The organism is Escherichia sp. MOD1-EC6819, from assembly GCF_002965765.1.
Classification (GTDB): Bacteria; Pseudomonadota; Gammaproteobacteria; order Enterobacterales; family Enterobacteriaceae; genus Escherichia; species Escherichia ruysiae.
Genome location: NZ_PTRG01000011.1, coordinates 1 through 26165, shown reverse-complemented (window position 1 = coordinate 26165; position 26165 = coordinate 1). Strand labels below are relative to the sequence as shown.

29 protein-coding genes are annotated in these 26165 nt (G+C 52.2%); 19 read left to right on the top strand and 10 right to left on the bottom strand.

The window, feature by feature from the left end; genetic code table 11:
- Positions 1 to 30: 30 nt before the first annotated feature.
- From nirD to tsgA, 3 genes are all read right to left on the bottom strand, one after another.
- Positions 31 to 357, bottom strand: a complete 327-nt coding sequence (nirD, locus tag A7Z06_RS16435) for a nitrite reductase small subunit NirD (protein WP_000084764.1) — start codon at positions 355 to 357, stop codon at positions 31 to 33.
- The gene (nirB, locus tag A7Z06_RS16430; RefSeq protein WP_000049233.1) at positions 354 to 2897 is read right to left on the bottom strand and encodes an NADPH-nitrite reductase large subunit; all 2544 of its coding nucleotides are present in this window, start codon (positions 2895 to 2897) and stop codon (positions 354 to 356) included. Before nirB ends, nirD begins: the two co-directional genes overlap by 4 nt.
- Positions 2898 to 3158: 261 nt before the next feature.
- The gene (gene tsgA, locus A7Z06_RS16420; RefSeq protein WP_000185240.1) at positions 3159 to 4340 is read right to left on the bottom strand and encodes an MFS transporter TsgA; all 1182 of its coding nucleotides are present in this window, start codon (positions 4338 to 4340) and stop codon (positions 3159 to 3161) included.
- A gap of 267 nt (positions 4341 to 4607) precedes the next feature.
- Here tsgA and ppiA point away from each other — a divergent pair, with 267 nt between their 5' ends.
- From ppiA to argD, 5 genes are all read left to right on the top strand, one after another.
- Entirely contained in the window at positions 4608 to 5180 is a 573-nt protein-coding gene (gene ppiA / locus A7Z06_RS16415; protein ID WP_000477233.1) for a peptidylprolyl isomerase A, read from the top strand.
- 104 nt (positions 5181 to 5284) lie between these two features.
- A complete protein-coding gene (locus tag A7Z06_RS16410) occupies positions 5285 to 5452 on the top strand; it encodes a YhfG family protein (protein WP_000736864.1) in 168 nt (55 codons plus the stop codon).
- Complete coding sequence (locus A7Z06_RS16405; protein ID WP_001280620.1) at positions 5442 to 6044, top strand: putative adenosine monophosphate-protein transferase Fic; 603 nt, start codon at positions 5442 to 5444, stop codon at positions 6042 to 6044. Before A7Z06_RS16410 ends, A7Z06_RS16405 begins: the two co-directional genes overlap by 11 nt.
- Before the next feature lie 31 nt (positions 6045 to 6075).
- Positions 6076 to 6639, top strand: coding sequence for an aminodeoxychorismate synthase component 2 (pabA, locus tag A7Z06_RS16400; protein WP_000601865.1), 564 nt, complete (start codon positions 6076 to 6078; stop codon positions 6637 to 6639).
- A gap of 85 nt (positions 6640 to 6724) precedes the next feature.
- Complete coding sequence (argD, locus tag A7Z06_RS16395) at positions 6725 to 7945, top strand: bifunctional acetylornithine/succinyldiaminopimelate transaminase (RefSeq protein WP_000190003.1); 1221 nt, start codon at positions 6725 to 6727, stop codon at positions 7943 to 7945.
- A gap of 91 nt (positions 7946 to 8036) precedes the next feature.
- On the opposite strand, the gene A7Z06_RS16390 is transcribed toward argD, so the two are convergent.
- Both A7Z06_RS16390 and crp read right to left on the bottom strand, forming a co-directional pair.
- A complete protein-coding gene (locus tag A7Z06_RS16390) occupies positions 8037 to 10127 on the bottom strand; it encodes a YccS/YhfK family putative transporter (RefSeq protein ID WP_000269294.1) in 2091 nt (696 codons plus the stop codon).
- Between the two features lie 50 nt (positions 10128 to 10177).
- Complete coding sequence (crp, locus tag A7Z06_RS16385) at positions 10178 to 10810, bottom strand: cAMP-activated global transcriptional regulator CRP (protein WP_000242755.1); 633 nt, start codon at positions 10808 to 10810, stop codon at positions 10178 to 10180.
- A gap of 301 nt (positions 10811 to 11111) precedes the next feature.
- On the opposite strand from crp, the gene A7Z06_RS16375 reads away from it, so the two are divergent.
- Positions 11112 to 11516 carry an OsmC family protein gene (locus A7Z06_RS16375; protein WP_001148908.1) on the top strand — a complete coding sequence of 135 codons (405 nt, stop codon included), beginning with the start codon at positions 11112 to 11114 and terminating at the stop codon, positions 11514 to 11516.
- Between the two features lie 54 nt (positions 11517 to 11570).
- Here the strand turns inward: A7Z06_RS16375 and A7Z06_RS16370 are convergent, their stop codons facing one another.
- Genes A7Z06_RS16370 through A7Z06_RS16355 form a run of 4 tightly spaced genes read right to left on the bottom strand, consistent with a single transcriptional unit; the run spans position 11571 to position 15641 of the window.
- Positions 11571 to 12440 (bottom strand): phosphoribulokinase, encoded by an 870-nt coding sequence (locus A7Z06_RS16370; protein WP_001274699.1) that lies wholly within the window; start codon positions 12438 to 12440, stop codon positions 11571 to 11573.
- 53 nt (positions 12441 to 12493) lie between these two features.
- Entirely contained in the window at positions 12494 to 12712 is a 219-nt protein-coding gene (locus tag A7Z06_RS16365) for a YheU family protein (RefSeq protein WP_000907080.1), read from the bottom strand.
- Positions 12706 to 13728 (bottom strand): hydrolase, encoded by a 1023-nt coding sequence (locus A7Z06_RS16360; RefSeq protein ID WP_000057417.1) that lies wholly within the window; start codon positions 13726 to 13728, stop codon positions 12706 to 12708. Before A7Z06_RS16360 ends, A7Z06_RS16365 begins: the two co-directional genes overlap by 7 nt.
- Complete coding sequence (locus A7Z06_RS16355; protein ID WP_000634773.1) at positions 13728 to 15641, bottom strand: ABC transporter ATP-binding protein; 1914 nt, start codon at positions 15639 to 15641, stop codon at positions 13728 to 13730. Before A7Z06_RS16355 ends, A7Z06_RS16360 begins: the two co-directional genes overlap by 1 nt.
- Before the next feature lie 130 nt (positions 15642 to 15771).
- Here A7Z06_RS16355 and kefG point away from each other — a divergent pair, with 130 nt between their 5' ends.
- The 4 genes from kefG (at position 15772) to slyD (ending at position 19017) form a co-directional block, all read left to right on the top strand.
- A complete protein-coding gene (gene kefG, locus A7Z06_RS16345; RefSeq protein WP_001411441.1) occupies positions 15772 to 16323 on the top strand; it encodes a glutathione-regulated potassium-efflux system ancillary protein KefG in 552 nt (183 codons plus the stop codon).
- Positions 16323 to 18128, top strand: a complete 1806-nt coding sequence (gene kefB / locus A7Z06_RS16340) for a glutathione-regulated potassium-efflux system protein KefB (RefSeq protein WP_000399132.1) — start codon at positions 16323 to 16325, stop codon at positions 18126 to 18128. The genes kefG and kefB overlap by 1 nt, the downstream gene beginning before the upstream one ends.
- 9 nt (positions 18129 to 18137) lie before the next feature.
- Complete coding sequence (locus A7Z06_RS16335) at positions 18138 to 18338, top strand: YheV family putative zinc ribbon protein (RefSeq protein ID WP_001007734.1); 201 nt, start codon at positions 18138 to 18140, stop codon at positions 18336 to 18338.
- Positions 18339 to 18432: 94 nt separating this feature from the next.
- Positions 18433 to 19017, top strand: a complete 585-nt coding sequence (slyD, locus tag A7Z06_RS16330; RefSeq protein ID WP_000861331.1) for a peptidylprolyl isomerase — start codon at positions 18433 to 18435, stop codon at positions 19015 to 19017.
- Between the two features lie 48 nt (positions 19018 to 19065).
- On the opposite strand, the gene A7Z06_RS16325 is transcribed toward slyD, so the two are convergent.
- Positions 19066 to 19284, bottom strand: coding sequence for a protein SlyX (locus A7Z06_RS16325; RefSeq protein WP_001153620.1), 219 nt, complete (start codon positions 19282 to 19284; stop codon positions 19066 to 19068).
- A gap of 219 nt (positions 19285 to 19503) precedes the next feature.
- Here A7Z06_RS16325 and fkpA point away from each other — a divergent pair, with 219 nt between their 5' ends.
- The 9 genes from fkpA to A7Z06_RS16280 form a co-directional block, all read left to right on the top strand.
- Positions 19504 to 20316, top strand: coding sequence for an FKBP-type peptidyl-prolyl cis-trans isomerase (gene fkpA / locus A7Z06_RS16320; protein ID WP_000838278.1), 813 nt, complete (start codon positions 19504 to 19506; stop codon positions 20314 to 20316).
- Between the two features lie 167 nt (positions 20317 to 20483).
- Positions 20484 to 21206 (top strand): helix-turn-helix transcriptional regulator, encoded by a 723-nt coding sequence (locus tag A7Z06_RS16315; protein WP_010348315.1) that lies wholly within the window; start codon positions 20484 to 20486, stop codon positions 21204 to 21206.
- Complete coding sequence (gene tusD, locus A7Z06_RS16310; protein WP_001209694.1) at positions 21206 to 21592, top strand: sulfurtransferase complex subunit TusD; 387 nt, start codon at positions 21206 to 21208, stop codon at positions 21590 to 21592. The genes A7Z06_RS16315 and tusD overlap by 1 nt, the downstream gene beginning before the upstream one ends.
- Positions 21592 to 21951: a sulfurtransferase complex subunit TusC gene (tusC, locus tag A7Z06_RS16305; RefSeq protein ID WP_105279497.1), complete on the top strand. Its 360-nt coding sequence runs from the start codon at positions 21592 to 21594 to the stop codon at positions 21949 to 21951. The genes tusD and tusC overlap by 1 nt, the downstream gene beginning before the upstream one ends.
- 7 nt (positions 21952 to 21958) lie before the next feature.
- Positions 21959 to 22246 carry a sulfurtransferase complex subunit TusB gene (tusB, locus tag A7Z06_RS16300; RefSeq protein ID WP_000903390.1) on the top strand — a complete coding sequence of 96 codons (288 nt, stop codon included), beginning with the start codon at positions 21959 to 21961 and terminating at the stop codon, positions 22244 to 22246.
- Positions 22247 to 22371: 125 nt separating this feature from the next.
- Positions 22372 to 22746 (top strand): 30S ribosomal protein S12, encoded by a 375-nt coding sequence (rpsL, locus tag A7Z06_RS16295; protein WP_000246815.1) that lies wholly within the window; start codon positions 22372 to 22374, stop codon positions 22744 to 22746.
- Positions 22747 to 22842: 96 nt separating this feature from the next.
- Positions 22843 to 23313, top strand: coding sequence for a 30S ribosomal protein S7 (gene rpsG / locus A7Z06_RS16290; protein ID WP_001138043.1), 471 nt, complete (start codon positions 22843 to 22845; stop codon positions 23311 to 23313).
- A 96-nt stretch (positions 23314 to 23409) separates the two neighbouring features.
- Entirely contained in the window at positions 23410 to 25524 is a 2115-nt protein-coding gene (gene fusA, locus A7Z06_RS16285) for an elongation factor G (protein WP_000124700.1), read from the top strand.
- Positions 25525 to 25594: 70 nt separating this feature from the next.
- A partial coding sequence (locus A7Z06_RS16280; protein WP_000031750.1) for a GTP-binding protein occupies positions 25595 to 26165 on the top strand: 571 nt, incomplete at its 3' end.

Sequence of the window (26165 nt, the reverse complement as noted above, 5' to 3'; positions counted from 1 at the left end):
AGGGGAGGCATTGCGCCTCCCGTTAAAACATTAACCGCGTAGCTGTACCACGCCGTCTTTCACTCGCGCTTCGTAATGCTTGACGGAAAACTGTTCGTCTTCCATGCACAAGCCGTCGCTTAAGCGAAAACGCTGTTTTTTCAGCGGGCTGGCTACCCACAGCTCGCCCTGGTGTTCCGCAATCAGCCCGCGTGACAGCACGCTGGATTCGAAGAACGGATCGATGTTGCTGATCGCAAACACCTGGTCGCTGTGATACGGGCGGAAAATTGCCACCTGCTCGTCACCTAACAGCGCGCAGACGCCGGTTTCAGGCAGGATGTCATCGATTTTGCAGATGTCTTTCCACTGGCTCATGCGTTGTCCTCCACCAGAGTTACCGGGATACGTTCATACGGCGTTGCCGGACGGTGCTGTTCGCGTTCTGGCACCATCTGCACGTTCGGGTCACGCTTGTCGCTGTTGATGAAGTGTTTGAAGCGAGTCTGCGCGGACGGTGTATTGACCGTTTCAGTCCACTCACACACTACCGCTTCACGCAGGCGCGCCATCTCTTCTTCCAGATGTGCGTTCAGCCCCAGTTTGTCGTCAATGATCACCGCTTTCAGGTAATCGATGCCGCCTTCAAGGTTTTCTAACCACGGCGCGGTACGCGTCAGTTTGTCGGCGGTACGGATGTAGAACATCATGAAGCGGTCAAGATATTTGATCAGCGTTTCGCGATCGATATCCGCCGCCAGCAGATCCGCATGACGCGGTTTCATGCCGCCGTTACCGCAAACGTACAGGTTCCAGCCTTTTTCGGTGGCGATGATACCCACGTCTTTACCCTGAGCTTCTGAACATTCACGGGTACAGCCAGAGACACCGAACTTCATTTTGTGCGGAGTACGGATGCCTTTGTAGCGGTTTTCCAGTTCCACGCCGAGACCCACGCTGTCGCCAACGCCGTAGCGGCACCAGGTGCTACCCACGCAGGTTTTCGCCATACGCAGTGCTTTCGCATAGGCATGACCGGTTTCGAAGCCGGCTTCAATCAGCTGACGCCAGATCTCCGGCAGATCGTCTTTCTGTGCGCCAAACATCGCCAGGCGCTGGGAGCCGGTGATTTTGGTGTAGAGATTAAATTCACGCGCGATACGACCTACCGCCATCAGCCCTTCCGGGGTGATTTCACCGCCCGGAGAACGCGGGATCACCGAGTAGGTGCCGTCTTTCTGGATGTTAGCGAGGAAGTTGTCGTTAGAATCCTGCAGCGGAGTATGTTCCGGCTTCAGAATGTATTCGTTCCAGCAGGAGGCCAGCAGCGAACCGACGGTCGGTTTACAAACTTCACAACCGTAGCCTTTGCCGTGTTTCGCCAGCAGTTCTTCGAAGGTTTTAATGCCTTCAACGCGGATCAAATGGAACAGTTCCTGACGCGAATAAGCAAAGTGTTCGCACAGGTTGTTGTTAACTTCGATACCCTGTTTCGCCAGTTCCGCATTCAGTACCTGAGTGACCAGCGGGATACAGCCGCCGCAGCCAGTACCGGCTTTGGTTTCGGCTTTCAGCGCCGCAACGGTGTGGCAGCCTTTGTTGATAGCAGCAATCAGGTCGCCTTTGGTGACGTCGAAGCAGGAGCAGATTTGTGCGCTGTCCGGCAGTTTATCTACACCGATAGATGGCTTACCGCTACCGGAGTGCGCTGGCAGGATCAGGGAATCCGGGTTTTCTGGCAGTTCGATAGCGTTCAGCACCAGTTGCAGCAGGTTGCCGTAATCGCTGGTATCGCCCACCAGTACCGCACCGAGCAGGGTTTTGTTGTCTTCGCTGACAACCAGGCGTTTGTAGATCTCTTTGCTTTCGTCGAGGTAAACATAGCTACGAGCGCCTGGTGTACGGCCATGCGCATCGCCAATACCGCCAACGTCCACGCCCAGCAGTTTCAGCTTGGCGCTAAGGTCAGCGCCTTCAAAGGCGTTTTCGCTACCGAGAATGTGGTCAACGGCGACCTGCGCCATTTTGTAGCCTGGTGCGACCAGACCAAAGACACGGTTGTTCCAGCTTGCGCATTCACCGATAGCGTAGATATCCGGATCGGAAGTCTGGCAGGAATCATTGATTACGATACCCCCACGCGGAGCAACGTCCAGACCACACTGGGTCGCCAGCTTATCGCGCGGACGGATACCGGTAGAGAAGACGATAAAGTCAACTTCCAGCTCGCTACCGTCGGCAAAACGCATGGTTTTACGCGCTTCGACACCTTCCTGCACAATTTCAAGGGTGTTTTTGCTGGTGTGAACGCGCACGCCCATACTTTCGATTTTGCGACGCAGCTGCTCGCCGCCCATCTGATCAAGCTGTTCCGCCATCAGCATAGGGGCAAATTCGATAACGTGGGTTTCAATGCCTAAGTTTTTCAGCGCGCCAGCGGCTTCCAGACCTAACAAGCCACCGCCAACAACGGCACCGCGCTTGCTGCGACGGGCGCAGGATTCAATCGCGTTGAGGTCTTCAATGGTGCGATAGACAAAGCAATCCTGGGTATCAGAACCTTTGATCGGCGGGATCCACGGGTAGGAACCGGTCGCCATGATCAGCTTGTCATAATAAACGGTACGCCCGGCGCTGGAGTGAATCACCTTCTCCTGACGGTTGATGGTGATAGCGCGTTCGCCGACCAGAACTTTAATGCCGTGTTTCTCGTAAAAGCCTTCGCGCACCAGCGACAGCTCTTCGGCGGTGTGGTGAGAGAAGTAAGACGAGAGGTGTACGCGGTCATAAGCGATGCGCGGTTCTTCACAGAAAACGGTAATATCAAAGTTGGCCGCATCAGATTTATCAAGAAGATCTTCGATAAAGCGATGGCCGACCATACCGTTACCGATAATTGCGAGTCTGACTTTGCTCATTTTTGCCTCGATTTCTTTTCTATTACCGCCTACCTTAACGATTCAGCAACCCCACTTATTGATGCAAATCAAATTCACCTTTATATACTCCTTAAGAGGTATATTGCTGATTTGTATAAATATTCTTAAGTCACGGAATTGTCTGACATTTCATGTTTGTGCAAAAAACAGACAAAATAAAAGCATTTATAGAGATGAAGGCACGTTGCGGGAGATGAGAGGAAAAAGCCGGATGACAAAAGTGCCGCCCGGCATTGGCAATTAATGAGAGGTCAGGTTGTTGTGCTGACGGTGACGGCTGACAAAACCTAACAGGAAGCACATCACGAATACCACAGCGTACAGACCGTTTGCAGTGAGCAGTGCCGCCTGTGGACCGCTATGTTCTACGATCGGACCGGTAACCACAAAGGTCAGCATGGTGCCGATGGTTCCACAGGTGAGTACGAAGTTAACCAGTTTTGGCGATGGTACTTTTGTCTGCTGGGAACCCAGCGTGATGATGGTGGTATAGATTGCGCTGGAGAAGAAGCCCAGAGCAAGAATAGACCATGCCATATGCGCTGGTGTTCCGGTGTTAAAGACGTACATCAGAATCGCAGCCAGGCCTGCCAGCACGGTCAGAATACGTTGCAGGTCAAAGAAACGCAGAATAAAGCTGAACGCCCACATGCCGACCATGTACGACATCCAGAAGTTGCTTACCAGCGTACCCGCGTCGTTCAGGCTCATGCCCAGACCTTTGGCGTACTCTGGCACCCAGGAGATAAAACCTAGCTGACCGAGGATGTAGCACAGCGCAGCAATAGAGAGAAACAGCACGCCGATCCCCCACTTTTCTTTCGCTACCGGGGCGTCAGCTTTTGGCGCATGTTTGCCCAGCGCCGGGAACTCACAGCCGAAGGTCAGAATAAAAATAGCGACGTACACCAACCCGATGCAGGCATAAACCCAGTACCACTCAATGCTGCGCGCCAGCAGAAATGCGGCGATCATCGGGAAAATCATCCCGGCCATACTGAAGAAGGAGTCGGTAAACAGCAGACGGGAACCGCGCTGGCGCCCTTCATACATTTGCGTTACCAGGAATGTACCAATCGACATGGTGATACCGCTGACCACCCCAAGGATGAACATCGCCGCCGAGAACAGCGCCAGGCTGTGGCTGAACATCAAACCGGCAACCGCCAGCACCATCAGGAGAAAGCCAAAACGTAACTGCGTTTTCAACGGGACGATTTCCATCAGCCAGGCGTTGAGGAAGATAGAGATTAAAATGCCGGCGTTGAGGAAGGTGAAGGTATTACTCATACTGGAAACGGGCAGATTGAAATAATCGGCGATATTTCCCATCACCATCCCGGTGACAATAACCAACGCACCGGTCAGTGCGTAGGAAAGAAAGCTAATCCATGTGAGCTTGATGCGATTGCTGTTAGTCATGATTGGCCTGCGTTAAAAGATAAATGGCATAGTGGATATGCTGTGAGCGGGCGATTTTAGGTGATTTTGTGATCTGATTAAATATTTAATTGCAAACGGTTGCTAATTTGCAAACATTAAAGTGATTCTGATCACGAAATAAAAGTGATCATCAGGTTACATATATTTCAAGTACGTAAAATTAGGTAAAGGAATGGCCTTGTCATTGAAGGCTATTTAGAATCTCTCCACTTGCTTTTTTTCTGCTCTGTTTGTTAAGGAAATCTCATGTTCAAATCGACCCTGGCGGCGATGGCTGCTGTTTTCGCTCTTTCTGCTCTCTCACCCGTAGCAATGGCAGCGAAAGGGGATCCGCACGTATTGTTAACAACCTCTGCTGGTAATATCGAACTGGAGCTGGATAGCCAGAAAGCGCCGGTATCAGTGCAAAACTTTGTCGATTATGTGAACAGTGGTTTTTATAACAACACCACCTTTCACCGCGTTATCCCTGGCTTTATGATTCAGGGCGGCGGATTTACCGAGCAGATGCAGCAGAAAAAACCAAACCCGCCAATCAAAAATGAAGCCGATAACGGCCTGCGCAATACGCGCGGCACTATTGCTATGGCGCGAACTGCGGACAAAGACAGCGCAACCAGTCAGTTCTTTATCAACGTAGCCGACAATGCCTTCCTTGACCACGGTCAGCGTGATTTCGGCTACGCCGTCTTTGGTAAAGTGGTGAAAGGTATGGACGTTGCCGATAAGATTTCCCAGGTGCCGACTCATGACGTTGGTCCATACCAGAATGTGCCGTCAAAGCCGGTCGTTATCCTTTCCGCTAAAGTCCTGCCGTAACGATTTCTCGCGCGGGCAAAATTGTCCGCGCATCTGCTCTTCCGGCGTAACCCGGATTTGCCGCTTATACTTGTGGCAAATGGACACGTTCAGGGAGGCATCCAGTGAAGAAACTCACCGATAAGCAAAAGTCCCGTCTCTGGGAGCTTCAGCGTAATCGTAATTTCCAGGCCAGTCGCCGTCTTGAAGGCGTCGAGATGCCATTAGTCACTCTTACTGCCGCTGAGGCTTTGGTGCGCCTTGAAGAGCTAAGGAGGCACTATGAGCGATAAATTCGGCGAAGGGCGCGACCCGTATCTCTATCCTGGCCTCGATATCATGCGTAATCGGCTGGATATCCGCCAACAGCAGCGGCTGGAGCAGGCGGCTTACGAAATGACGGCGCTGCGTGCCGCGACCATTGAGCTTGGTCCGTTGGTGCGTGGTTTACCGCATTTGCGCGCTATTCATCGCCAGCTGTATCAGGATATTTTCGACTGGGCGGGGCAACTGCGTGAAGTCGATATTTATCAGGGGGATACGCCGTTCTGCCACTTTGCTTATATCGAAAAAGAGGGCAATGCCCTGATGCAGGATCTGGAGGAAGAAGGTTATCTGGTCGGCCTTGAGAAAGCGAAGTTCGTCGAGCGACTGGCGCACTACTATTGTGAAATCAATGTCCTGCATCCATTCCGTGCGGGAAGTGGCCTGGCACAGCGGATCTTCTTCGAGCAACTGGCTATTCATGCGGGCTATCAACTGAGCTGGCAGGGTATCGAAAAAGAGACCTGGAATCAGGCAAATCAGAGCGGGGCTATGGGCGATCTCTCTGCGCTGCAGACGATATTTAGCAAAGTGGTAAGCGAAGCCGGGGAATCTGAGTAAAATAGCGCGGTTCTTTCGTACCGGAGCCGCCATGATCCTGCTTATTGATAACTACGATTCTTTCACCTGGAACCTCTACCAGTACTTTTGTGAACTGGGGGCGGATGTGCTGGTTAAGCGCAACGATGCGTTGACGCTGGCGGATATCGACGCCCTTAAACCGCAGAAAATTGTCATCTCACCTGGCCCCTGTACGCCTAATGAAGCCGGGATCTCCCTTGAGACTATTCGTCACTATGCCGGACGCTTGCCGATTCTTGGCGTCTGCCTCGGTCATCAGGCGATGGCGCAGGCTTTTGGCGGCAAAGTCGTGCGCGCCGCAAAGGTCATGCACGGCAAAACTTCACCGATTACGCATAACGGCCAGGGGGTATTTCGCGGTCTGGCAAATCCACTCACCGTGACGCGCTACCATTCGCTGGTGGTAGAACCTGACTCATTGCCAGCGTGCTTTGACGTGACTGCCTGGAGCGAAACCTGCGAGATTATGGGGATTCGCCATCGCCAGTGGGATCTTGAAGGTGTGCAGTTCCACCCGGAAAGCATTCTCAGCGAACAGGGGCATCAATTGCTGGCGAATTTCCTGCATCGCTGATTTCTGGTTGCTATCTAGTGATTTTTTATGCATATTTTGTGATTATAATTTCACATTGATTTATGCGTAACAGGGTGAGCATGAGATGGCAACTGAACAAGCAGCAATTACACGCGCGACTTTCGATGAAGTGATCCTGCCGATTTATGCACCGGCAGAGTTTATTCCGGTAAAAGGTCAGGGCAGCCGAGTCTGGGATCAGCAAGGCAAAGAGTACGTCGATTTCGCGGGTGGCATTGCGGTTACGGCATTAGGCCATTGCCATCCGGCGCTGGTGGAAGCGTTAAAAACCCAGGGGGAAACGCTATGGCATATCAGCAACGTTTTCACCAACGAACCGGCGCTGCGTCTTGGGCGTAAGCTGATCGAGGCAACCTTTGCCGAACGCGTGGTGTTTATGAACTCCGGGACGGAAGCCAACGAAACGGCCTTTAAACTGGCGCGTCATTACGCTTGCGTGCGCCATAGCCCGTTCAAAACCAAAATTATTGCCTTCCATAACGCCTTTCATGGACGCTCGCTGTTTACCGTCTCGGTAGGCGGGCAGCCGAAATATTCCGACGGCTTTGGGCCAAAACCGGCAGATATTATCCACGTGCCTTTTAATGATCTTCACGCAGTGAAAGCAGTGATGGATGATCACACCTGCGCGGTGGTGGTTGAGCCGATTCAGGGCGAGGGGGGCGTGACGGCAGCGACGCCAGCGTTTTTGCAGGGCTTGCGTGAGCTGTGCGATCAGCATCAGGCATTGCTGGTATTTGATGAAGTGCAGTGTGGGATGGGGCGCACCGGCGATCTGTTTGCTTATATGCACTATGGCGTGACGCCGGATATTCTGACTTCCGCGAAAGCGTTAGGTGGTGGCTTTCCGATTAGCGCCATGCTGACTACGGCGGAGATTGCTTCTGCGTTTCATCCTGGTTCGCATGGTTCCACCTACGGCGGTAATCCGCTGGCCTGTGCAGTAGCTGGCGCGGCCTTTGATATCATCAATACCCCTGAAGTGCTGGAAGGCATTCAGGCGAAACGCCAGCGTTTTGTTGACCATTTGCAGAAGATAGATCAGCAGTTTGATGTGTTTAGCGATATTCGCGGTATGGGGTTGTTGATTGGTGCCGAGCTTAAGCCACAGTACAAAGGTCGGGCGCGCGATTTCCTTTATGCGGGCGCCGAGGCTGGCGTAATGGTGCTGAACGCCGGGACAGATGTGATGCGTTTTGCACCATCGCTGGTGGTGGAAGATGCGGATATCGATGAAGGGATGCAACGTTTTGCCCGCGCGGTGGCGAAGGTGGTTGGGGCGTAATAAGACGTGTCATCGTCGCATCAGGCAAAGCATGTCGGATGCGGCGTGAACGCCTAATCCGACCTACGGTTTGCTTCTGGCAATAATGATATTACGCCTTCGAATCCCGTAACTTCCGACTCAACCAAATCCCGTGATGCGGTCGCTGCCGCCAGGCCATCGCTGAAATGGTGTGCATTGTATTCAGATGGCCAATAACGCGTTGTAAATGCTGCTCCAGCGTGCCAGACGCGCCTTCGTGTGGCAGCATCTCTGGCGAGTCTATGATATTGGCGTCACCAGAACTCCCCGGTTCATCATATTCCAGCCGCTGCTGACAGCGTTGAATAGCGATTTCACAAGACTGCAAATACTCCTGCGCCAGTTCCGGCGGCAATGTCCGGTGCTCCCGCGCCAGCGTGGTCATGGCATTAATATGCTCAACAATAAACTGACTATGCGTAACCCACAGTTTCATATCTGCCAGATAATGGCTGTTAAACGCCGGTTCCTGCATCGCCTGGTTCAATGAGTTATACAAGGTGTTATGCGCCTGATTAACCCGCATTCGTTGCCAGGCTAGTGGCGTAGGTTGCGGATCTTTACTGAGGATCAGACGAATGGCCTCCTGGTAAGTTTCTAAGGCATCATGGGCGTTCTTGCGCAATAAGCCGCTCTGCCACTGCGGCCACAGCCAAACTGTGCCGCCGAAGGCAATCAGACAACCGATGATAGTATCGATTAGACGGGGGATGATGTACTGCTCGCCATTCAGCCATAACAGTTGCAGGGTATATACAGCGGTAATGGTAAAACCGACTGTCGCCCAGCCGTAGTTTTTGCGCAATATCAGGTAACTGGCGAGCGTGGTGAAAAGCATCAGCGTCAGGGTGTAACCTTCAGGGATTTTAAAGTGCAGTGCAACACCTGCAATAATTAATCCAACCACGGTTCCGACAGAACGATTCACAATTCGCAGACGAGTCGCGCCATAACCATTTTGCGTCACCAGCAATACCGTCATTAGTATCCAATAGGATTTCGGCAGATGCAGCGCGGTGCCCATCAGGCTGGCAACGCTTAACATCACACTCAGTCGTCCTGCATTACGCAGTGCTGGCGATTTCAGGGAAAGATAGCTTTTCAGCGCCGGGAGTAACGGCATTCGGCGCTGTTTATCGGCCAGTAAGTCACGGGTATAGAGTGGTTTTTGCGTTCGCAGCACGCGGGCGATGCGGCTGAAATGCCAGTAGCAGAATTGCCCTACAGGGTTATCCGGATGCTGGCGGGCGATTTTTTCCAGTGCGCCAATTTGCTTATCCATCGTAAAACGCGTCGGCAGTCGATGGTAAAGAATGTCATCAGCCAGCACGCGCAGGCGAGCGGCGACGGTTTGCGCATTCCAGCGGATAACTTCCTCCGCATGGCTACGCTCGACCAGCTTTTGCACCTCTTCTGGCTGATGCAAACTGACCGAGATGTGTTCCTGTAAATCCAGCGCCTCCTGGAAAATGCGCAGCATCCGCTTGTAATCGGTATTATTTTGCGCGGAAAGCATATGCATTTGCTGATAGCACTGAGTAATTAAATCGACCGCTTTTTGCTGGCGTTCCAGCAGCGGTGGCAACGCTTTCTCAGGATCGGTGTGCTGGGTAAGCAGGCTGTATTTGGCTTCGCAATAATCTGCCAGTTCACGGTACAGCAGGCTAAGTGACTCGCGTAGCGGTTGTTCGCGCCAGAGCCAGAACCAAAACCAGTTAAACAGCCCATACCAGAGTGTACCCAACGCATAGATGAGCAACGGTTCCCAGACGGGCATGTATCCCGCCAGACTTAAGGTAAAAATGGCTGCCAGCAGCGATGCGGGAAGTAATTTTGCGTGTAATGGCCCTAACTCGGCAGTAACGCCAAGTATCAACGTTAACCCTGTCAGCAGAAATGGCAGGGGGATATCTTTTTCCAGCAGCAGTTGTGTTAGCAAGCTGCACGTGGCAAACAGCGACGCACCAATAATTAAACGTTTGAAAAAGCGTTTATGGGGCGTATCAAGCCCCGCAATATTGCAACAGGCGGGGACGAGGGAAAAGAGCAGCCCAAGCCTTAATTCGCCAAGCAATAGACCAACGGCCACGGGCAAACATAGCACCAGCGTTTGTCGTAGTGCATAGTTGATATCAGGATGGTAAATCAGTCTGCGCCACATCGGGTTAAACAAAATGGCGCGCTACTCAGTAACGCGCCACTCCGACGGGATTAACGAGTGCCGTAAACGACGATGGTTTTACCGTGTGCGGAGATCAGGTTCTGATCTTCCAGCATCTTCAGAATGCGCCCCACGGTTTCACGAGAACAGCCGACAATCTGACCGATTTCCTGACGGGTAATTTTGATTTGCATACCGTCCGGGTGAGTCATGGCATCCGGTTGTTTTGCCAGGTTCAGCAGAGTCTGTGCAATGCGGCCTGTTACATCGAGGAATGCCAGGTTGCCCACTTTCTCTGAAGTGACTTGCAGGCGACGTGCCATCTGTGCGGAGAGACGCATCAGAATATCCGGGTTTACCTGAATTAATTGGCGGAATTTTTTGTAGGAAATTTCAGCCACTTCACAGGCGGTTTTCGCACGTACCCATGCGCTACGTTCCTGGCCTTCTTCAAACAGGCCCAGTTCGCCAATGAAATCACCCTGATTCAGATAAGAGAGGATCATTTCTTTACCCTCCTCGTCTTTGATCAGCACTGCCACAGAGCCTTTAACGATGTAGTACAGCGTTTCCGCTTTTTCACCCTGGTGAATAAGCGTGCTCTTGGATGGGTACTTATGAATGTGGCAATGAGACAAGAACCATTCGAGAGTCGGGTCTGTTTGCGGTTTGCCAAGCACCATGCGCGGTTATCCTCTGTTATAAGCTTTCTCCAGAGCCAGAAAACGCCGCTGTCTCTGGATTGCCGAAATGTGCTTCCCGCTACCTGGGAAGGGGCTATCAACTGAACTGCACGGTAATGTGACGTCCTTTACATACATGCAGTACATCAATGTATTACTGTAGCATCCTGACTGTTTTAGCATAGCTTTCGCGTTGTGTCTCCTGGTGTCTCGCTTCAGCATGACCCAGGTCGCCTTCCGTTGCGCGATTTGGTCAGTACGCGTACTCTGTCAGGAAAATTGACGCAATGGAGTTTCGATTATGCAAGCGCGTGTGAAGTGGGTCGAAGGGTTAACCTTTCTGGGCGAATCCGCCTCTGGTCACCAGATTTTAATGGACGGCAACTCAGGCGATAAAGCGCCAAGTCCGATGGAAATGGTGTTGATGGCGGCGGGTGGTTGCAGCGCCATTGATGTGGTTTCTATCCTGCAAAAAGGGCGTCAGGATGTGGTCGATTGTGAAGTAAAATTGACCTCTGAACGCCGCGAAGAGGCACCACGCCTGTTTACGCACATTAATCTGCATTTTATCGTCACCGGTCGCGACCTGAAGGATGCAGCGGTTGCGCGTGCGGTTGATCTCTCAGCCGAGAAGTATTGCTCAGTCGCGTTGATGCTGGAAAAAGCGGTAAATATTACTCACTCGTATGAAGTGGTTGCCGCGTGATTTAACTATCCCGTTGTGAAGCCGGAGAGTATTTTATCCGGCTTAATAGCAGAGTTACTCGATTTTCTTCCCTTCCATCAGTCGTTGCACCAGCGGCAGCATAATTAACTCCATTGCCAGACCCATTTTGCCGCCCGGCACCACTAATGTATTGATGTGGGAAATGAACGAGCCTTGCAGCATCGCCAACAGCCAGGGGAAATCGATTCCTTCCAGATTTCGAAAATGGATTACCACAAAGCTTTCATCCAGCGATGGGATGCCTTTTGCGGCGAAGGGGTTTGAGGTGTCAACGGTGGGGACGCGCTGGAAGTTAATATGGGTGCGAGAAAACTGCGGTGTGATGTAGTTGATATAGTCTTCCATTGAGCGAACTACCGAGTCCATCACCGCTTCTCGCGAGTGCCCGCGCTCGCTGGTGTCGCGGATGAGTTTTTGAATCCACTCCAGGTTAACGATAGGCACTACACCAACCAGTAAATCCACATGCTGCGCGACGTTATGTTGTGGTGTGACCACGCCGCCGTGCAAACCTTCATAAAACAGCACATCGGTGGGTTCTGGCAGCGCCTGCCACGGGGTAAACGTACCTGGCACCTGATTCCACGGTACGGCTTCGTCGTAGGTATGCAGATATTTGCGAGATTTCCCTTTGCCGCTCAGGCCGTATTCAATGAAGGTTTGTTCCAGCAGGCCGAAGTCGTTAGCTTCGGGGCCGAAGTAACTGATATGCCGCCCGGCGTCGCGCGCTTTGCGGATCGCCATGTCCATTTCCGGGCGGGTGTAACGGTGAAAACTGTCGCCTTCTACCTCGGCTGAGCGCAGATTTAACTGCGCGAAGATTTTTCGAAACGCGAGGCTGGTAGTGGTGGTTCCCGCGCCGCTGGATCCTGTTACCGCAATGACCGGATGTTTGGCAGACATAGTAACTCCATGACTTAGCTATCATTATTATCTCGTCCGCCGACGGTTGCAGGTTATTCGCGAAACTGACTGCGCGGCATGATATTGACCGTTTCGTGCAGCTCCGACCATACCAGCACCGCTTCTCCGCACTGTAGTTGGCGTTTGACGTCGGCGACTTTCTGTTCAAGTGTACGCTCATGTTCACCATAATCGGTGCCTTCGCGTAACACAAAGCTTTCAATTAAATTTTCCAGCGTTTCGGGGGAGATGTCTTGCCACGGAATCAACATGATTTCGCCTCCAGATACGTTGATAACCAGTCAGGAATGCGTGACTCCAGCCACATTTGCGGATGAAGTAATGTACCGCCAATAAAGCCAACATGACCGCCATGTTCCGTCAGTTGATACTCCACCTGTGGTGGGAGATTTTCCGGTTTCGGGATCACCTGATGATCCATAAACGGATCGTCTTTGGCGTGAATAATCAGCGTGGGTTTGGCGATCCGATTGAGCATCGGCATGGCGCTACACTGACGATAATAGTCGATAGCGTCGGCGTAGCCGTGAATTTTGGCGGTGATCAGATCGTCAAATTCGCGGATGCGGCGTACCGATTTCAACTGTGCGAGATTAATCGGCAGCGTTCCGGGGTAGGCCGCCAGTTTGCGCGCAGCATTGGCTTTTAACAAGTTCAGCAAGTAACGCTGATAAACGCGGGAGAAGCCTTTATCCATGTGATAACTACAGGCTTCCAGCATAAACGGTGCAGAGACAATCGCCGCCGCATCAATCGGGAGGTCATTGCCTTCTTTGGCCAGCAAACAGGCCAGCATATTACCGCCGAGCGAATAGCCGACGGCAGCCGTTGGCGCATGACCAAATTCGCGTTGCAGCCAGCGTAAAAACCAACTGGCATCTTCGGTTTCGCCCGAATGGTAAATGCGGTGCATCCGGTTTGGTTCACCGCTGCACCCGCGAAAATGCATCACCACGCCCAGCCAGCCGCGCTTTTGCGCTGCCTCAACCAGACCATGCGCATAAGGACTATTGAGGCTGCCTTCGAGACCGTGGAAGACCACCAGACGCGGTTTATGCTTCGCTTGTGTGGGGTCTTCACTCCACGCGAGATCGACAAAGTCTCCGTCGGGCAACTCCAGCCGCTGCCAGTGCGGGATGAATTTCACCTGACGACGAAACAGACGCGGCAGCATGGTTTGGAGATGACAATTGCTGAAACCGCGCATAGGGGTAAATTCAGCACTGCTGCTGAATACATTGGCATCGGTCGTCGTTATCTGCGCCATCAGTTGCTTTGGCCTTCCAGGAGCATCTGTTCCAGTTGCTCCTGGGCTTCCAGCCACGCCATTTCGCACTCTTCCAGGCCGGATTTGGCGCTGGCTTGCTGTTGCAGGCAGGCGGTCAACTCCGCTTTACGGCTCTGGTCATACAGTTCGCTGTCGCCAAGTTTCTCTTCCGCCTGCGCCAGTTGCGCGTTCAGCTTCTCCATCTCTTTTTCCAGACGTGCGATCTCTTTACGCAGCGGCTGGGTTTGCGCACGCAACTCTGCTTCCCGACGCTTTTGATCTTTACGTGCCTGGGCGCTGTTCGCGTTCTCTTTTGGCGCTTCGTCGGTCTGGTTTTCCTGCTTTTGTACGTCGCTTAACCACTGTTGATAATCTTCCAGATCGCCGTCGAACGGTTCGACTTTACGATCGTGAACCAGATAGAGATCGTCAGTGGTGGAACGCAGCAAATGACGGTCGTGCGAGACGACAACCAGTGCGCCTTCAAACTCGATCAATGCTTCGGTGAGTGCCTGGCGCATGTCGAGGTCAAGGTGGTTGGTCGGTTCGTCGAGCAGCAGCAGATTCGGGCGCTGCCAGACAATTAAAGCCAGCACCAGGCGCGCTTTTTCGCCACCGGAGAAGCGGCGCGTTTCTTCCGTCACTTTATCGCCCTGGAAACCAAAACCGCCGAGATAGTCACGCAGTTTTTGCTCCAGTTCCTGCGGTGCTAAACGCGCCAGATGCTGAATAGGCGATTCGTCAGCGCGCAGGTATTCCAGTTGATGCTGGGCGAAGTAGCCGAGTTTGATCCCTTTCGCCAGGCCAATTTCTCCGCTGACTGGCGCAAGTTCACCGGCTAACAGTTTGATTAATGTCGATTTACCCGCGCCGTTTCGGCCTAACAGACCAATGCGCGAACCCGGCACCAGATTCAGTTTTATCGAATCGAGAATAATGCGATCGCCATAGCCCGCACTGACTTTTTCCATCTTCAACAACGGATTAGGCAGGCTTTCCGGCGCGCGGAATCTAAAGCGGAACGGGTTATCGACGTGCGCGGGGGCAATCAGCTCCATGCGCTCAAGCATCTTAATGCGGCTCTGTGCCTGCTTCGCTTTAGTGGCTTTGGCACGGAAACGGTCGATATAACTTTGCAGATGCGCTACACGTTCTTGTTGGCTTTCATACATCGCCTGTTGCTGCGCCAGGCGGGTGGCGCGCTGCACTTCAAACGAGCTGTAGTTACCTGTGTACTCGAACATGCTTTGCTGTTCGATATGAATAATTTTATCGACGATCGGATCGAGGAAGTCGCGGTCGTGAGAGATCAGGATCAGCGTGCCCTGATAGCTCTTCAGCCATTTTTCCAGCCAGATAACCGCATCAAGATCGAGGTGGTTAGTCGGTTCGTCGAGCAGCAGCAAGTCTGAACGGCAAATCAGCGCCTGGGCGAGGTTAAGACGCATACGCCAGCCACCGGAGAAATCACTCACCGGGCGCTCCAGTTGTTCGTTGCTGAAACCGAGGCCGTGCAGCAGGCTGGCGGCGCGGGAGCGAATACTCCACGCGTCGATAGCATCCAGCTTGCCATGAATGGTGGCGATGGCGTGCCCGTCGTTACGTTCGTTGGCGTCGTGCAACTGCGCTTCCAGTTGGCGATATTCGCGGTCGCCATCAATGACATATTCCAGCGCAGGTTGCGGTAGCGCCGGCGTTTCCTGATTCACCCACGCCAGTTGCCAGTTACCAGGAAAGGTGTAGCTGCCGCCGTCGGCGCTGATTTCATTTTTCAGCAATGCCAGCAGGGTAGATTTACCACAGCCGTTTTTACCCACCAGGCCGACTTTCTGCCCAGGGTTGATGGTGGCGGTGGCATTATCCAGCAGGACGCGCACGCCGCGACGAATTTGTAACGAGGAGAAAACAATCATAAGGCGCCGTATGTTCAGACTATGTTAACTTATCATTATGATAATGTAATGTATGGGCGAGCTGCCGCACCGGGCGCAATGGTAGCCCAAAACAGCGACTATACACAAAAACCATACCGGGAGGGGGATGATGTCTCAGCCAGCGAAAGTTTTGCTGCTGTATGCCCATCCGGAATCTCAGGACTCGGTGGCAAACCGGGTACTGCTTAAACCGGCCACGCAGCTCAGCAATGTTACCGTGCACGACCTTTACGCGCACTATCCCGATTTTTTTATTGATATCCCCCGTGAGCAGGCATTACTGCGCGAGCACGAGGTGATTGTCTTTCAGCATCCTCTTTATACCTATAGCTGCCCGGCGCTACTGAAAGAGTGGCTGGACCGGGTATTAAGCCGTGGTTTTGCCAGCGGGCCGGGGGGAAACCAACTGGCGGGAAAGTACTGGCGTAGCGTGATCACCACTGGCGAGCCGGAAAGTGCTTACCGTTATGACGCGTTGAATCGCTACCCGATGAGCGATGTTCTGCGCCCCTTTGAACTGGCGGCGGGCATGTGCCGGATGCATTGGTTAAGCCCCATTATTATTTACTGGGCGAGACGGCAAAGCGCACAGGAGCTGGCGAGTCACGCCAGAGCCTACGGCGACTGGCTGGCAAATCCACTGCCCCCAGGAGGCCGCTGATGGAAGGTTCCGATTTTTTACTCGCGGGAGTGCTGTTTCTCTTCGCGGCGGTGGCTGCGGTGCCGCTAGCATCGCGGCTGGGTATTGGCGCTGTGTTGGGATATTTGCTGGCAGGGATTGCGATTGGCCCATGGGGGCTTGGGTTTATTAGCGACGTCGATGAGATCCTCCACTTTTCGGAACTCGGCGTGGTGTTCCTGATGTTTATCATTGGGCTGGAGTTGAATCCCTCCAAGCTTTGGCAATTGCGACGCTCGATTTTTGGCGTAGGCGCGGCACAGGTACTGTTAAGCGCGGCGTTGCTGGCGGGATTATTGATGCTGACGGATTTCGCCTGGCAGGCGGCGGTGGTGGGTGGCATTGGTCTGGCGATGTCTTCAACCGCAATGGCGTTGCAACTGATGCGTGAGAAAGGGATGAATCGAAGCGAATCCGGGCAGCTCGGGTTTTCGGTTCTGCTATTTCAGGATCTGGCGGTGATCCCGGCGCTGGCGTTAGTGCCATTGTTGGCGGGTTCGGCAGACGAACATTTCGACTGGATGAAGATCGGCATGAAGGTGCTGGCATTTGTCGGTATGTTGATTGGTGGGCGCTATTTACTGCGCCCGGTATTCCGTTTTATTGCAGCTTCTGGCGTGCGGGAAGTGTTCACCGCCGCGACGCTGCTGCTGGTGCTGGGTTCCGCATTGTTTATGGATGCGCTGGGGCTGTCGATGGCGCTCGGTACGTTTATTGCGGGCGTGCTGCTGGCGGAAAGTGAATATCGCCATGAACTGGAAACGGCTATCGATCCGTTTAAGGGCTTGTTGCTCGGGCTATTTTTTATCTCCGTCGGGATGTCGCTTAACCTCGGGGTGCTTTATACCCATCTGTTGTGGGTAGTGATAAGCGTGGTCGTGCTGGTGGCGGTGAAAATTCTTGTGCTGTATCTGTTAGCGCGCCTGTATGGCGTGCGCAGTTCTGAGCGGATGCAGTTTGCTGGCGTGCTGAGCCAGGGCGGTGAATTTGCCTTTGTGCTCTTTTCTACCGCTTCTTCACAACGCTTATTCCAGGGCGACCAGATGGCGCTGTTACTGGTGACGGTGACGCTTTCCATGATGACCACGCCGCTGCTGATGAAGTTGGTGGATAAATGGCTATCCCGCCAGTTTAACGGATCGGAAGAAGAGGATGAAAAACCGTGGGTCAACGATGATAAACCGCAGGTCATTGTCGTGGGCTTTGGGCGTTTTGGACAGGTGATTGGTCGTTTGCTGATGGCGAATAAAATGCGCATTACCGTGCTGGAGCGGGACATCAGCGCCGTGAACCTGATGCGCAAATATGGCTACAAAGTTTATTACGGCGACGCTACGCAGGTAGATCTTTTACGTTCTGCGGGTGCAGAGGCCGCTGAGTCTATCGTCATTACCTGTAACGAGCCGGAAGACACCATGAAGCTGGTGGAAATATGCCAGCAGCACTTCCCGCATTTGCATATTCTTGCGCGAGCGCGCGGACGTGTCGAAGCACATGAGTTATTACAAGCAGGGGTGACACAGTTTTCCCGTGAAACATTCTCCAGTGCGTTAGAGCTGGGGCGCAAGACGTTAGTGTCGCTAGGTATGCATCCACACCAGGCGCAGCGGGCGCAACTGCATTTTCGTCGCCTGGATATGCGAATGCTGCGGGAACTTATCCCGATGCACGCTGATACCGTACAAATTTCTCGCGCCAGGGAAGCCCGACGCGAACTGGAAGAGATTTTCCAGCGTGAAATGCAACAAGAACGACGCCAAATGGATGGCTGGGATGAATTTGAGTAGAGGGTGAAGATGGCAATCCGAAAACGTTTTATTGCTGGCGCGAAATGTCCAGCCTGTCAGGCGCAAGACTCAATGGCGATGTGGCGCGAAAATAATATTGATATTGTTGAATGTGTTAAGTGTGGGCATCAGATGCGTGAAGTCGATAAAGAAGCCCGCGATCACGTTCGCAAAGATGAGCAAGTGATTGGGATTTTTCATCCGGACTAGCGATATGCGCCGAGTTTTTTTAAGCTAGTGAGTACACGGCAGCAGAATTCCGATACAATCTGCGCCACTATTCTTCCCATGCTCAGGAGATATCATGAAAGTAGCAAAAGACCTGGTGGTCAGCCTGGCCTATCAGGTACGTACAGAAGACGGTGTGTTGGTTGATGAGTCTCCGGTGAGTGCGCCGCTGGACTACCTGCATGGTCACGGTTCCCTGATCTCTGGCCTGGAAACGGCGCTGGAAGGTCATGAAGTTGGCGACAAATTTGATGTAGCTGTTGGCGCGAACGACGCTTACGGCCAGTACGACGAAAACCTGGTGCAGCGCGTTCCTAAAGACGTATTTATGGGCGTTGATGAACTGCAGGTAGGTATGCGTTTCCTGGCTGAAACCGACCAGGGCCCGGTGCCGGTTGAGATCACTGCGGTTGAAGACGATCACGTCGTGGTTGATGGTAACCACATGCTGGCGGGTCAGAACCTGAAATTCAACGTTGAAGTTGTGGCGATTCGCGAAGCGACTGAAGAAGAACTGGCTCATGGTCACGTTCATGGCGCGCACGATCATCACCACGATCACGACGGTTGCTGCGGCGGTCATGGTCACGATCACGGTCATGAACACGGTGGCGAAGGCTGCTGTGGTGGTAAAGGTAACGGCGGTTGCGGTTGCCACTAATACCGTAACGGTATCAAAAAAGCGGGAATTACCCGCTTTTTTTTCGCCTCAGTAATGTGGCGGTGGCGTTTCTTCAGCCTGCGACGCGATGTTCGACGGCTGGCTGGCTTTTAACTTCTCAGTAAGCAGACGCAGATGATCGCGCAGTTTTGCCATCTCCATTTCATGAGCGGTCACCGTGACGTTCAGTTCTTCAATGGTGATTTCCTGAAAAGCCAGTCGGCTCTCCAGCTCTGCCAGGCGTGCTTCCATCGATAAATCCTGCATGGTTCACCTCTTTGGTCGAATGATCGCTGCGGATTCTACTTAACTTTGCTGCCAGAGACAGCACTCATTTCGCGACATCGAAACTAATTTAAACAAAAAGAGTCTGAAAATAGATGATAATAGGGCGTGTCTGTATGTAGATTTATCCGACAACGCTTTATAGTACCCTTCTGATAATAGTTAACCCTGGGGTGAGATGCCCCGAGCCTGGAGATATGGATGAAATCACTGTTTAAAGTAACGCTGCTGGCGACCACAATGGCCGTTGCCCTGCATACACCAATTACTTTTGCTGCCGAAGCGGCGAAACCTGCCACAACTGCTGACAGCAAAGCAGCGTTCAAAAATGACGATCAGAAATCAGCTTACGCACTGGGTGCTTCGCTGGGTCGTTACATGGAAAATTCTCTGCAAGAACAAGAAAAGTTGGGCATTAAGCTGGATAAAGATCAGCTGATCGCCGGTGTCCAGGATGCGTTTGCCGATAAGAGCAAACTTTCCGATCAAGAGATCGAACAGACTCTGCAAGCGTTTGAAGCACGCGTGAAGTCTTCTGCTCAGGCGAAGATGGAAAAAGATGCGGCTGATAACGAAGCTAAAGGCAAAGAGTACCGCGAGAAATTTGCTAAAGAGAAAGGTGTGAAAACCTCTTCGACTGGCCTGGTTTATCAGGTAGTAGAAGCCGGTAAAGGCGAAGCACCGAAAGACAGCGATACTGTTGTAGTGAACTACAAGGGTACGCTGATCGACGGTAAAGAGTTCGATAACTCTTACACCCGTGGTGAACCGCTCTCTTTCCGTCTGGACGGCGTTATCCCAGGCTGGACCGAAGGCCTGAAGAACATCAAGAAAGGTGGCAAGATCAAATTGGTTATTCCACCAGAGTTGGCTTACGGTAAAGCGGGTGTTCCGGGGATCCCACCAAACTCTACTCTGGTATTTGACGTAGAGTTGCTGGATGTGAAACCAGCGCCGAAGGCTGATGCGAAGCCAGAAGCCGATGCGAAAGCCGCAGATTCTGCTAAAAAATAAGCATTAAGAACCGCCGCCTGACCAGGCGGCGGTTTTTTTTATTACAGGCCGGATATAATTAGTGCTGGAAAGCGGAACCTCCGCTGTATTAATTTAGTTACCCGCATCATTAATGAGCCTGCCCTGAAAAGTTAACGACAGGCTCCTGAAAAGGAGTGTTTTTTTTCATGTCCAGGTCGCTTTTAACCAATGAAACCAGTGAGTTGGATTTACTGGATCAACGTCCTTTCGACCAGACCGATTTTGATATTCTGAAATCCTACGAAGCTGTGGTGGACGGGTTAGCGATGCTCATTGGCTCCCACTGTGAAATCGTTTTGCACTCTTTGCAGGATTTGAAATGTTCAGCCATTCGTATTGCCAACGGTGAACATACAGGCCGGAAGATTGGTTCGCCGATTACCGATCTGGCGCTGCGTATGCTGCACGATATGACGGGGGCGGATAGCAGCGTTTCTAAATGCTATTTTACTCGCGCCAAAAGCGGTGTATTAATGAAGTCCCTGACTATCGCCATTCGTAACCGCGAACAGCGTGTAATTGGTCTGCTGTGCATCAATATGAATCTTGATGTTCCCTTCTCGCAGATCATGAGTACCTTTGTGCCGCCAGAAACCCCGGATGTCGGTTCAAGCGTCAACTTTGCGTCTTCTGTCGAAGATCTGGTTACCCAAACGCTGGAGTTCACCATCGAAGAAGTGAATGCCGATCGCAATGTTGCCAATAACGCCAAAAATCGTCAGATCGTGCTGAATCTCTACGAGAAAGGGATCTTCGATATTAAAGACGCGATCAACCAGGTTGCAGATCGTCTGAACATCTCCAAGCACACTGTTTATCTCTATATCCGTCAGTTCAAGAGCGGTGATTTCCAGGGGCAAGAGAAGTAATGCGTTTTGCCATCGTGGTAACCGGGCCAGCATACGGTACGCAACAGGCGAGTAGTGCTTTTCAGTTTGCGCAGGCGCTGATAGCAGAAGGCCATGAGTTAAGCAGCGTCTTTTTCTATCGTGAAGGGGTCTATAACGCTAACCAATTGACCTCACCGGCAAGCGATGAATTTGACCTTGTGCGTGGCTGGCAACAACTGAATACACAACATGGTGTGGCGCTGAACATTTGCGTGGCGGCAGCATTACGTCGCGGTATCGTCGATGAAACTGAAGCTGGAAGACTCGGTCTGGCATCTGCAAATCTCCAGCCGGGCTTTACCTTAAGTGGTCTTGGCGCTCTGGCTGAAGCCTCGCTGACTTGCGACAGGGTGGTACAGTTCTGATGAAACGAATTGCGTTTGTTTTTTCTACTGCACCTCATGGTACAGCTGCTGGCCGTGAAGGATTAGATGCTTTATTGGCGACTTCCGCATTAACTGACGAGCTCGCCGTCTTCTTTATTGCCGATGGCGTTTTTCAGCTTCTGCCTGGGCAAAAGCCCGATGCGGTGCTGGCGCGTGATTATATCGCAACCTTTAAACTGCTGGGGCTGTATGATATTGAACAGTGCTGGGTTTGTGAGGTGTCACTACGTGAACGTGGGTTAGATCCGCAGACCCCCTTTGTTGTCGACGTCACTCCGCTCGAAGCAGAAGCATTACGTCGGGAACTCGGCAACTACGATGTTATTTTGAGATTTTGAGGCTTACATGCTGCATACATTACATCGCTCACCCTGGCTGACGGATTTTCCTGCGCTGCTGCGTCTGCTCAGCGAGGGGGATGAACTGCTGTTATTGCAGGATGGCGTAACTGCCGCAGCTGATGGTAACCGCTACCTTGAAAGTTTGCGTAATGCCCCCATTAAGGTCTATGCCCTGAACGAAGACCTCATCGCTCGTGGTTTGGTTGGTCGAATTTCGAACGATATCACTCCCATTGACTATACTGATTTCGTCAGACTTACGGTTAAGCACACCAGCCAGGTCGCCTGGTAACGGTGGGATCGTTGTATATTTCTTGACACCTTTTCGGCATCGCCCTAAAATTCGGCGTCCTCATATTGTGTGAGGACGTTTTATTACGTGTTTACGAAGCAAAAGCTAAAACCAGGAGCTATTTAATGGCAACAGTTAACCAGCTGGTACGCAAACCACGTGCTCGCAAAGTTGCGAAAAGCAACGTGCCTGCGCTGGAAGCATGCCCGCAAAAACGTGGCGTATGTACTCGTGTATATACTACCACTCCTAAAAAACCGAACTCCGCACTGCGTAAAGTATGCCGTGTTCGTCTGACTAACGGTTTCGAAGTGACTTCCTACATCGGTGGTGAAGGTCACAACCTGCAGGAGCACTCCGTGATCCTGATCCGTGGCGGTCGTGTTAAAGACCTCCCGGGTGTTCGTTACCACACCGTACGTGGTGCGCTTGACTGCTCCGGCGTTAAAGACCGTAAGCAGGCTCGTTCCAAGTATGGCGTGAAGCGTCCTAAGGCTTAATGGTTCTCCGTTAAGTAAGGCCAAACGTTTTAACTTAAATGTCAAACTAAACTCGTAGAGTTTTGGACAATCCTGAATTAACAACGGAGTATTTCCATGCCACGTCGTCGCGTCATTGGTCAGCGTAAAATTCTGCCGGATCCGAAGTTCGGATCAGAACTGCTGGCTAAATTTGTAAATATCCTGATGGTAGATGGTAAAAAATCTACTGCCGAATCTATCGTATACAGCGCGCTGGAGACCCTGGCTCAGCGTTCTGGTAAATCTGAACTGGAAGCATTCGAAGTAGCTCTCGAAAACGTGCGCCCGACTGTCGAAGTTAAGTCTCGCCGCGTTGGTGGTTCTACTTATCAGGTACCAGTTGAAGTCCGTCCGGTTCGTCGTAATGCTCTGGCAATGCGTTGGATCGTTGAAGCTGCTCGTAAACGCGGTGATAAATCCATGGCTCTGCGCCTGGCGAACGAACTTTCCGATGCTGCAGAAAACAAAGGTACTGCAGTTAAGAAACGTGAAGACGTTCACCGTATGGCCGAAGCCAACAAGGCGTTCGCACACTACCGTTGGTAATCCCTTCGGAGTTTTAGTCACCAGGCGGGCGCTTCCAGTAAGCAGCCCGCTTTGGGCTACTTAAATTGAACGCCTAAAAGATAAACGAGGAAACAAATGGCTCGTACAACACCCATCGCACGCTACCGTAACATCGGTATCAGTGCGCACATCGACGCCGGTAAAACCACTACTACCGAACGTATTCTGTTCTACACCGGTGTAAACCATAAAATCGGTGAAGTTCATGACGGCGCTGCAACCATGGACTGGATGGAGCAGGAGCAGGAACGTGGTATTACCATCACTTCCGCTGCGACTACTGCATTCTGGTCTGGTATGGCTAAGCAGTATGAGCCGCATCGCATCAACATCATCGACACCCCGGGGCACGTTGACTTCACAATCGAAGTAGAACGTTCCATGCGTGTTCTCGATGGTGCGGTAATGGTTTACTGCGCAGTTGGTGGTGTTCAGCCGCAGTCTGAAACCGTATGGCGTCAGGCAAACAAATATAAAGTTCCGCGCATTGCGTTCGTTAACAAAATGGACCGCATGGGTGCGAACTTCCTGAAAGTTGTTAACCAGATCAAAACCCGTCTGGGCGCGAACCCGGTTCCGCTGCAGCTGGCGATTGGTGCTGAAGAACATTTCACCGGTGTTGTTGACCTGGTGAAAATGAAAGCTATCAACTGGAACGACGCTGACCAGGGCGTAACCTTCGAATACGAAGATATCCCGGCAGACATGGTTGAACTGGCTAACGAATGGCACCAGAACCTGATCGAATCCGCAGCTGAAGCTTCTGAAGAGCTGATGGAAAAATACCTGGGTGGTGAAGAACTGACTGAAGCAGAAATCAAAGGTGCTCTGCGTCAGCGCGTTCTGAACAACGAAATCATCCTGGTAACCTGTGGTTCCGCGTTCAAGAACAAAGGTGTTCAGGCGATGCTGGATGCGGTAATTGATTACCTGCCATCCCCGGTTGACGTACCTGCGATCAACGGTATCCTGGACGACGGTAAAGACACTCCGGCTGAGCGTCACGCAAGTGATGACGAGCCGTTCTCTGCACTGGCGTTCAAAATCGCTACCGACCCGTTTGTTGGTAACCTGACCTTCTTCCGTGTGTACTCCGGTGTGGTTAACTCTGGTGATACCGTACTGAACTCCGTGAAAGCTGCACGTGAGCGTTTCGGTCGTATCGTTCAGATGCACGCTAACAAACGTGAAGAGATCAAAGAAGTTCGCGCGGGCGACATCGCTGCTGCAATCGGTCTGAAAGACGTAACTACTGGTGACACCCTGTGTGACCCGGATGCGCCGATCATTCTGGAACGTATGGAATTCCCTGAGCCGGTAATCTCCATCGCAGTTGAACCGAAAACCAAAGCTGACCAGGAAAAAATGGGTCTGGCTCTGGGCCGTCTGGCTAAAGAAGACCCGTCTTTCCGTGTATGGACTGACGAAGAATCTAACCAGACCATCATCGCGGGTATGGGTGAGCTGCACCTCGACATCATCGTTGACCGTATGAAGCGTGAATTCAACGTTGAAGCGAACGTAGGTAAACCGCAGGTTGCTTACCGTGAAACTATCCGCCAGAAAGTTACCGATGTTGAAGGTAAACACGCGAAACAGTCTGGTGGTCGTGGTCAGTATGGTCATGTTGTTATCGACATGTACCCGCTGGAGCCGGGTTCTAACCCGAAAGGCTACGAGTTCATCAACGACATTAAAGGTGGTGTAATCCCTGGCGAATACATCCCGGCCGTTGATAAAGGTATCCAGGAACAGCTGAAAGCAGGTCCGCTGGCAGGCTACCCGGTAGTAGACATGGGTATTCGTCTGCACTTCGGTTCTTACCATGACGTTGACTCCTCTGAACTGGCGTTTAAACTGGCTGCTTCTATCGCCTTTAAAGAAGGCTTTAAGAAAGCGAAACCAGTTCTGCTTGAGCCGATCATGAAGGTTGAAGTAGAAACTCCGGAAGAGAACACCGGTGACGTTATCGGTGACTTGAGCCGTCGTCGTGGTATGCTCAAAGGTCAGGAATCTGAAGTTACTGGCGTTAAGATCCACGCTGAAGTACCGCTGTCTGAAATGTTCGGATATGCAACTCAGCTGCGTTCTCTGACCAAAGGTCGCGCATCATACACTATGGAATTCCTGAAGTATGATGAAGCGCCGAGTAACGTTGCTCAGGCCGTAATTGAAGCCCGTGGTAAATAAGCCTCAGGGTTAATACCAAAGTCCCGTGCTCTCTCCTGAAGGGGAGAGCACTATAGTAAGGAATATAGCCGTGTCTAAAGAAAAATTTGAACGTACAAAACCGCACGTTAACGTTGGTACTATCGGCCACGTTGACCACGGTAAAACTACTCTGACCGCTGCAATCACCACCGTACTGGCTAAAACCTACGGCGGTGCTGCTCGTGCATTCGACCAGATCGATAACGCGCCGGAAGAAAAAGCTCGTGGTATCACCATCAACACTTCTCACGTTGAATATGACACCCCGACCCGTCACTACGCACACGTAGACTGCCCGGGGCACGCCGACTATGTTAAAAACATGATCACCGGTGCTGCTCAGATGGACGGCGCGATCCTGGTAGTTGCTGCGACTGACGGCCCGATGCCGCAGACTCGTGAGCACATCCTGCTGGGTCGTCAGGTAGGCGTTCCGTACATCATCGTGTTCCTGAACAAATGCGACATGGTTGATGACGAAGAGCTGCTGGAACTGGTTGAAATGGAAGTTCGTGAACTTCTGTCTCAGTACGACTTCCCGGGCGACGACACTCCGATCGTTCGTGGTTCTGCTCTGAAAGCGCTGGAAGGCGACGCAGAGTGGGAAGCGAAAATCCTGG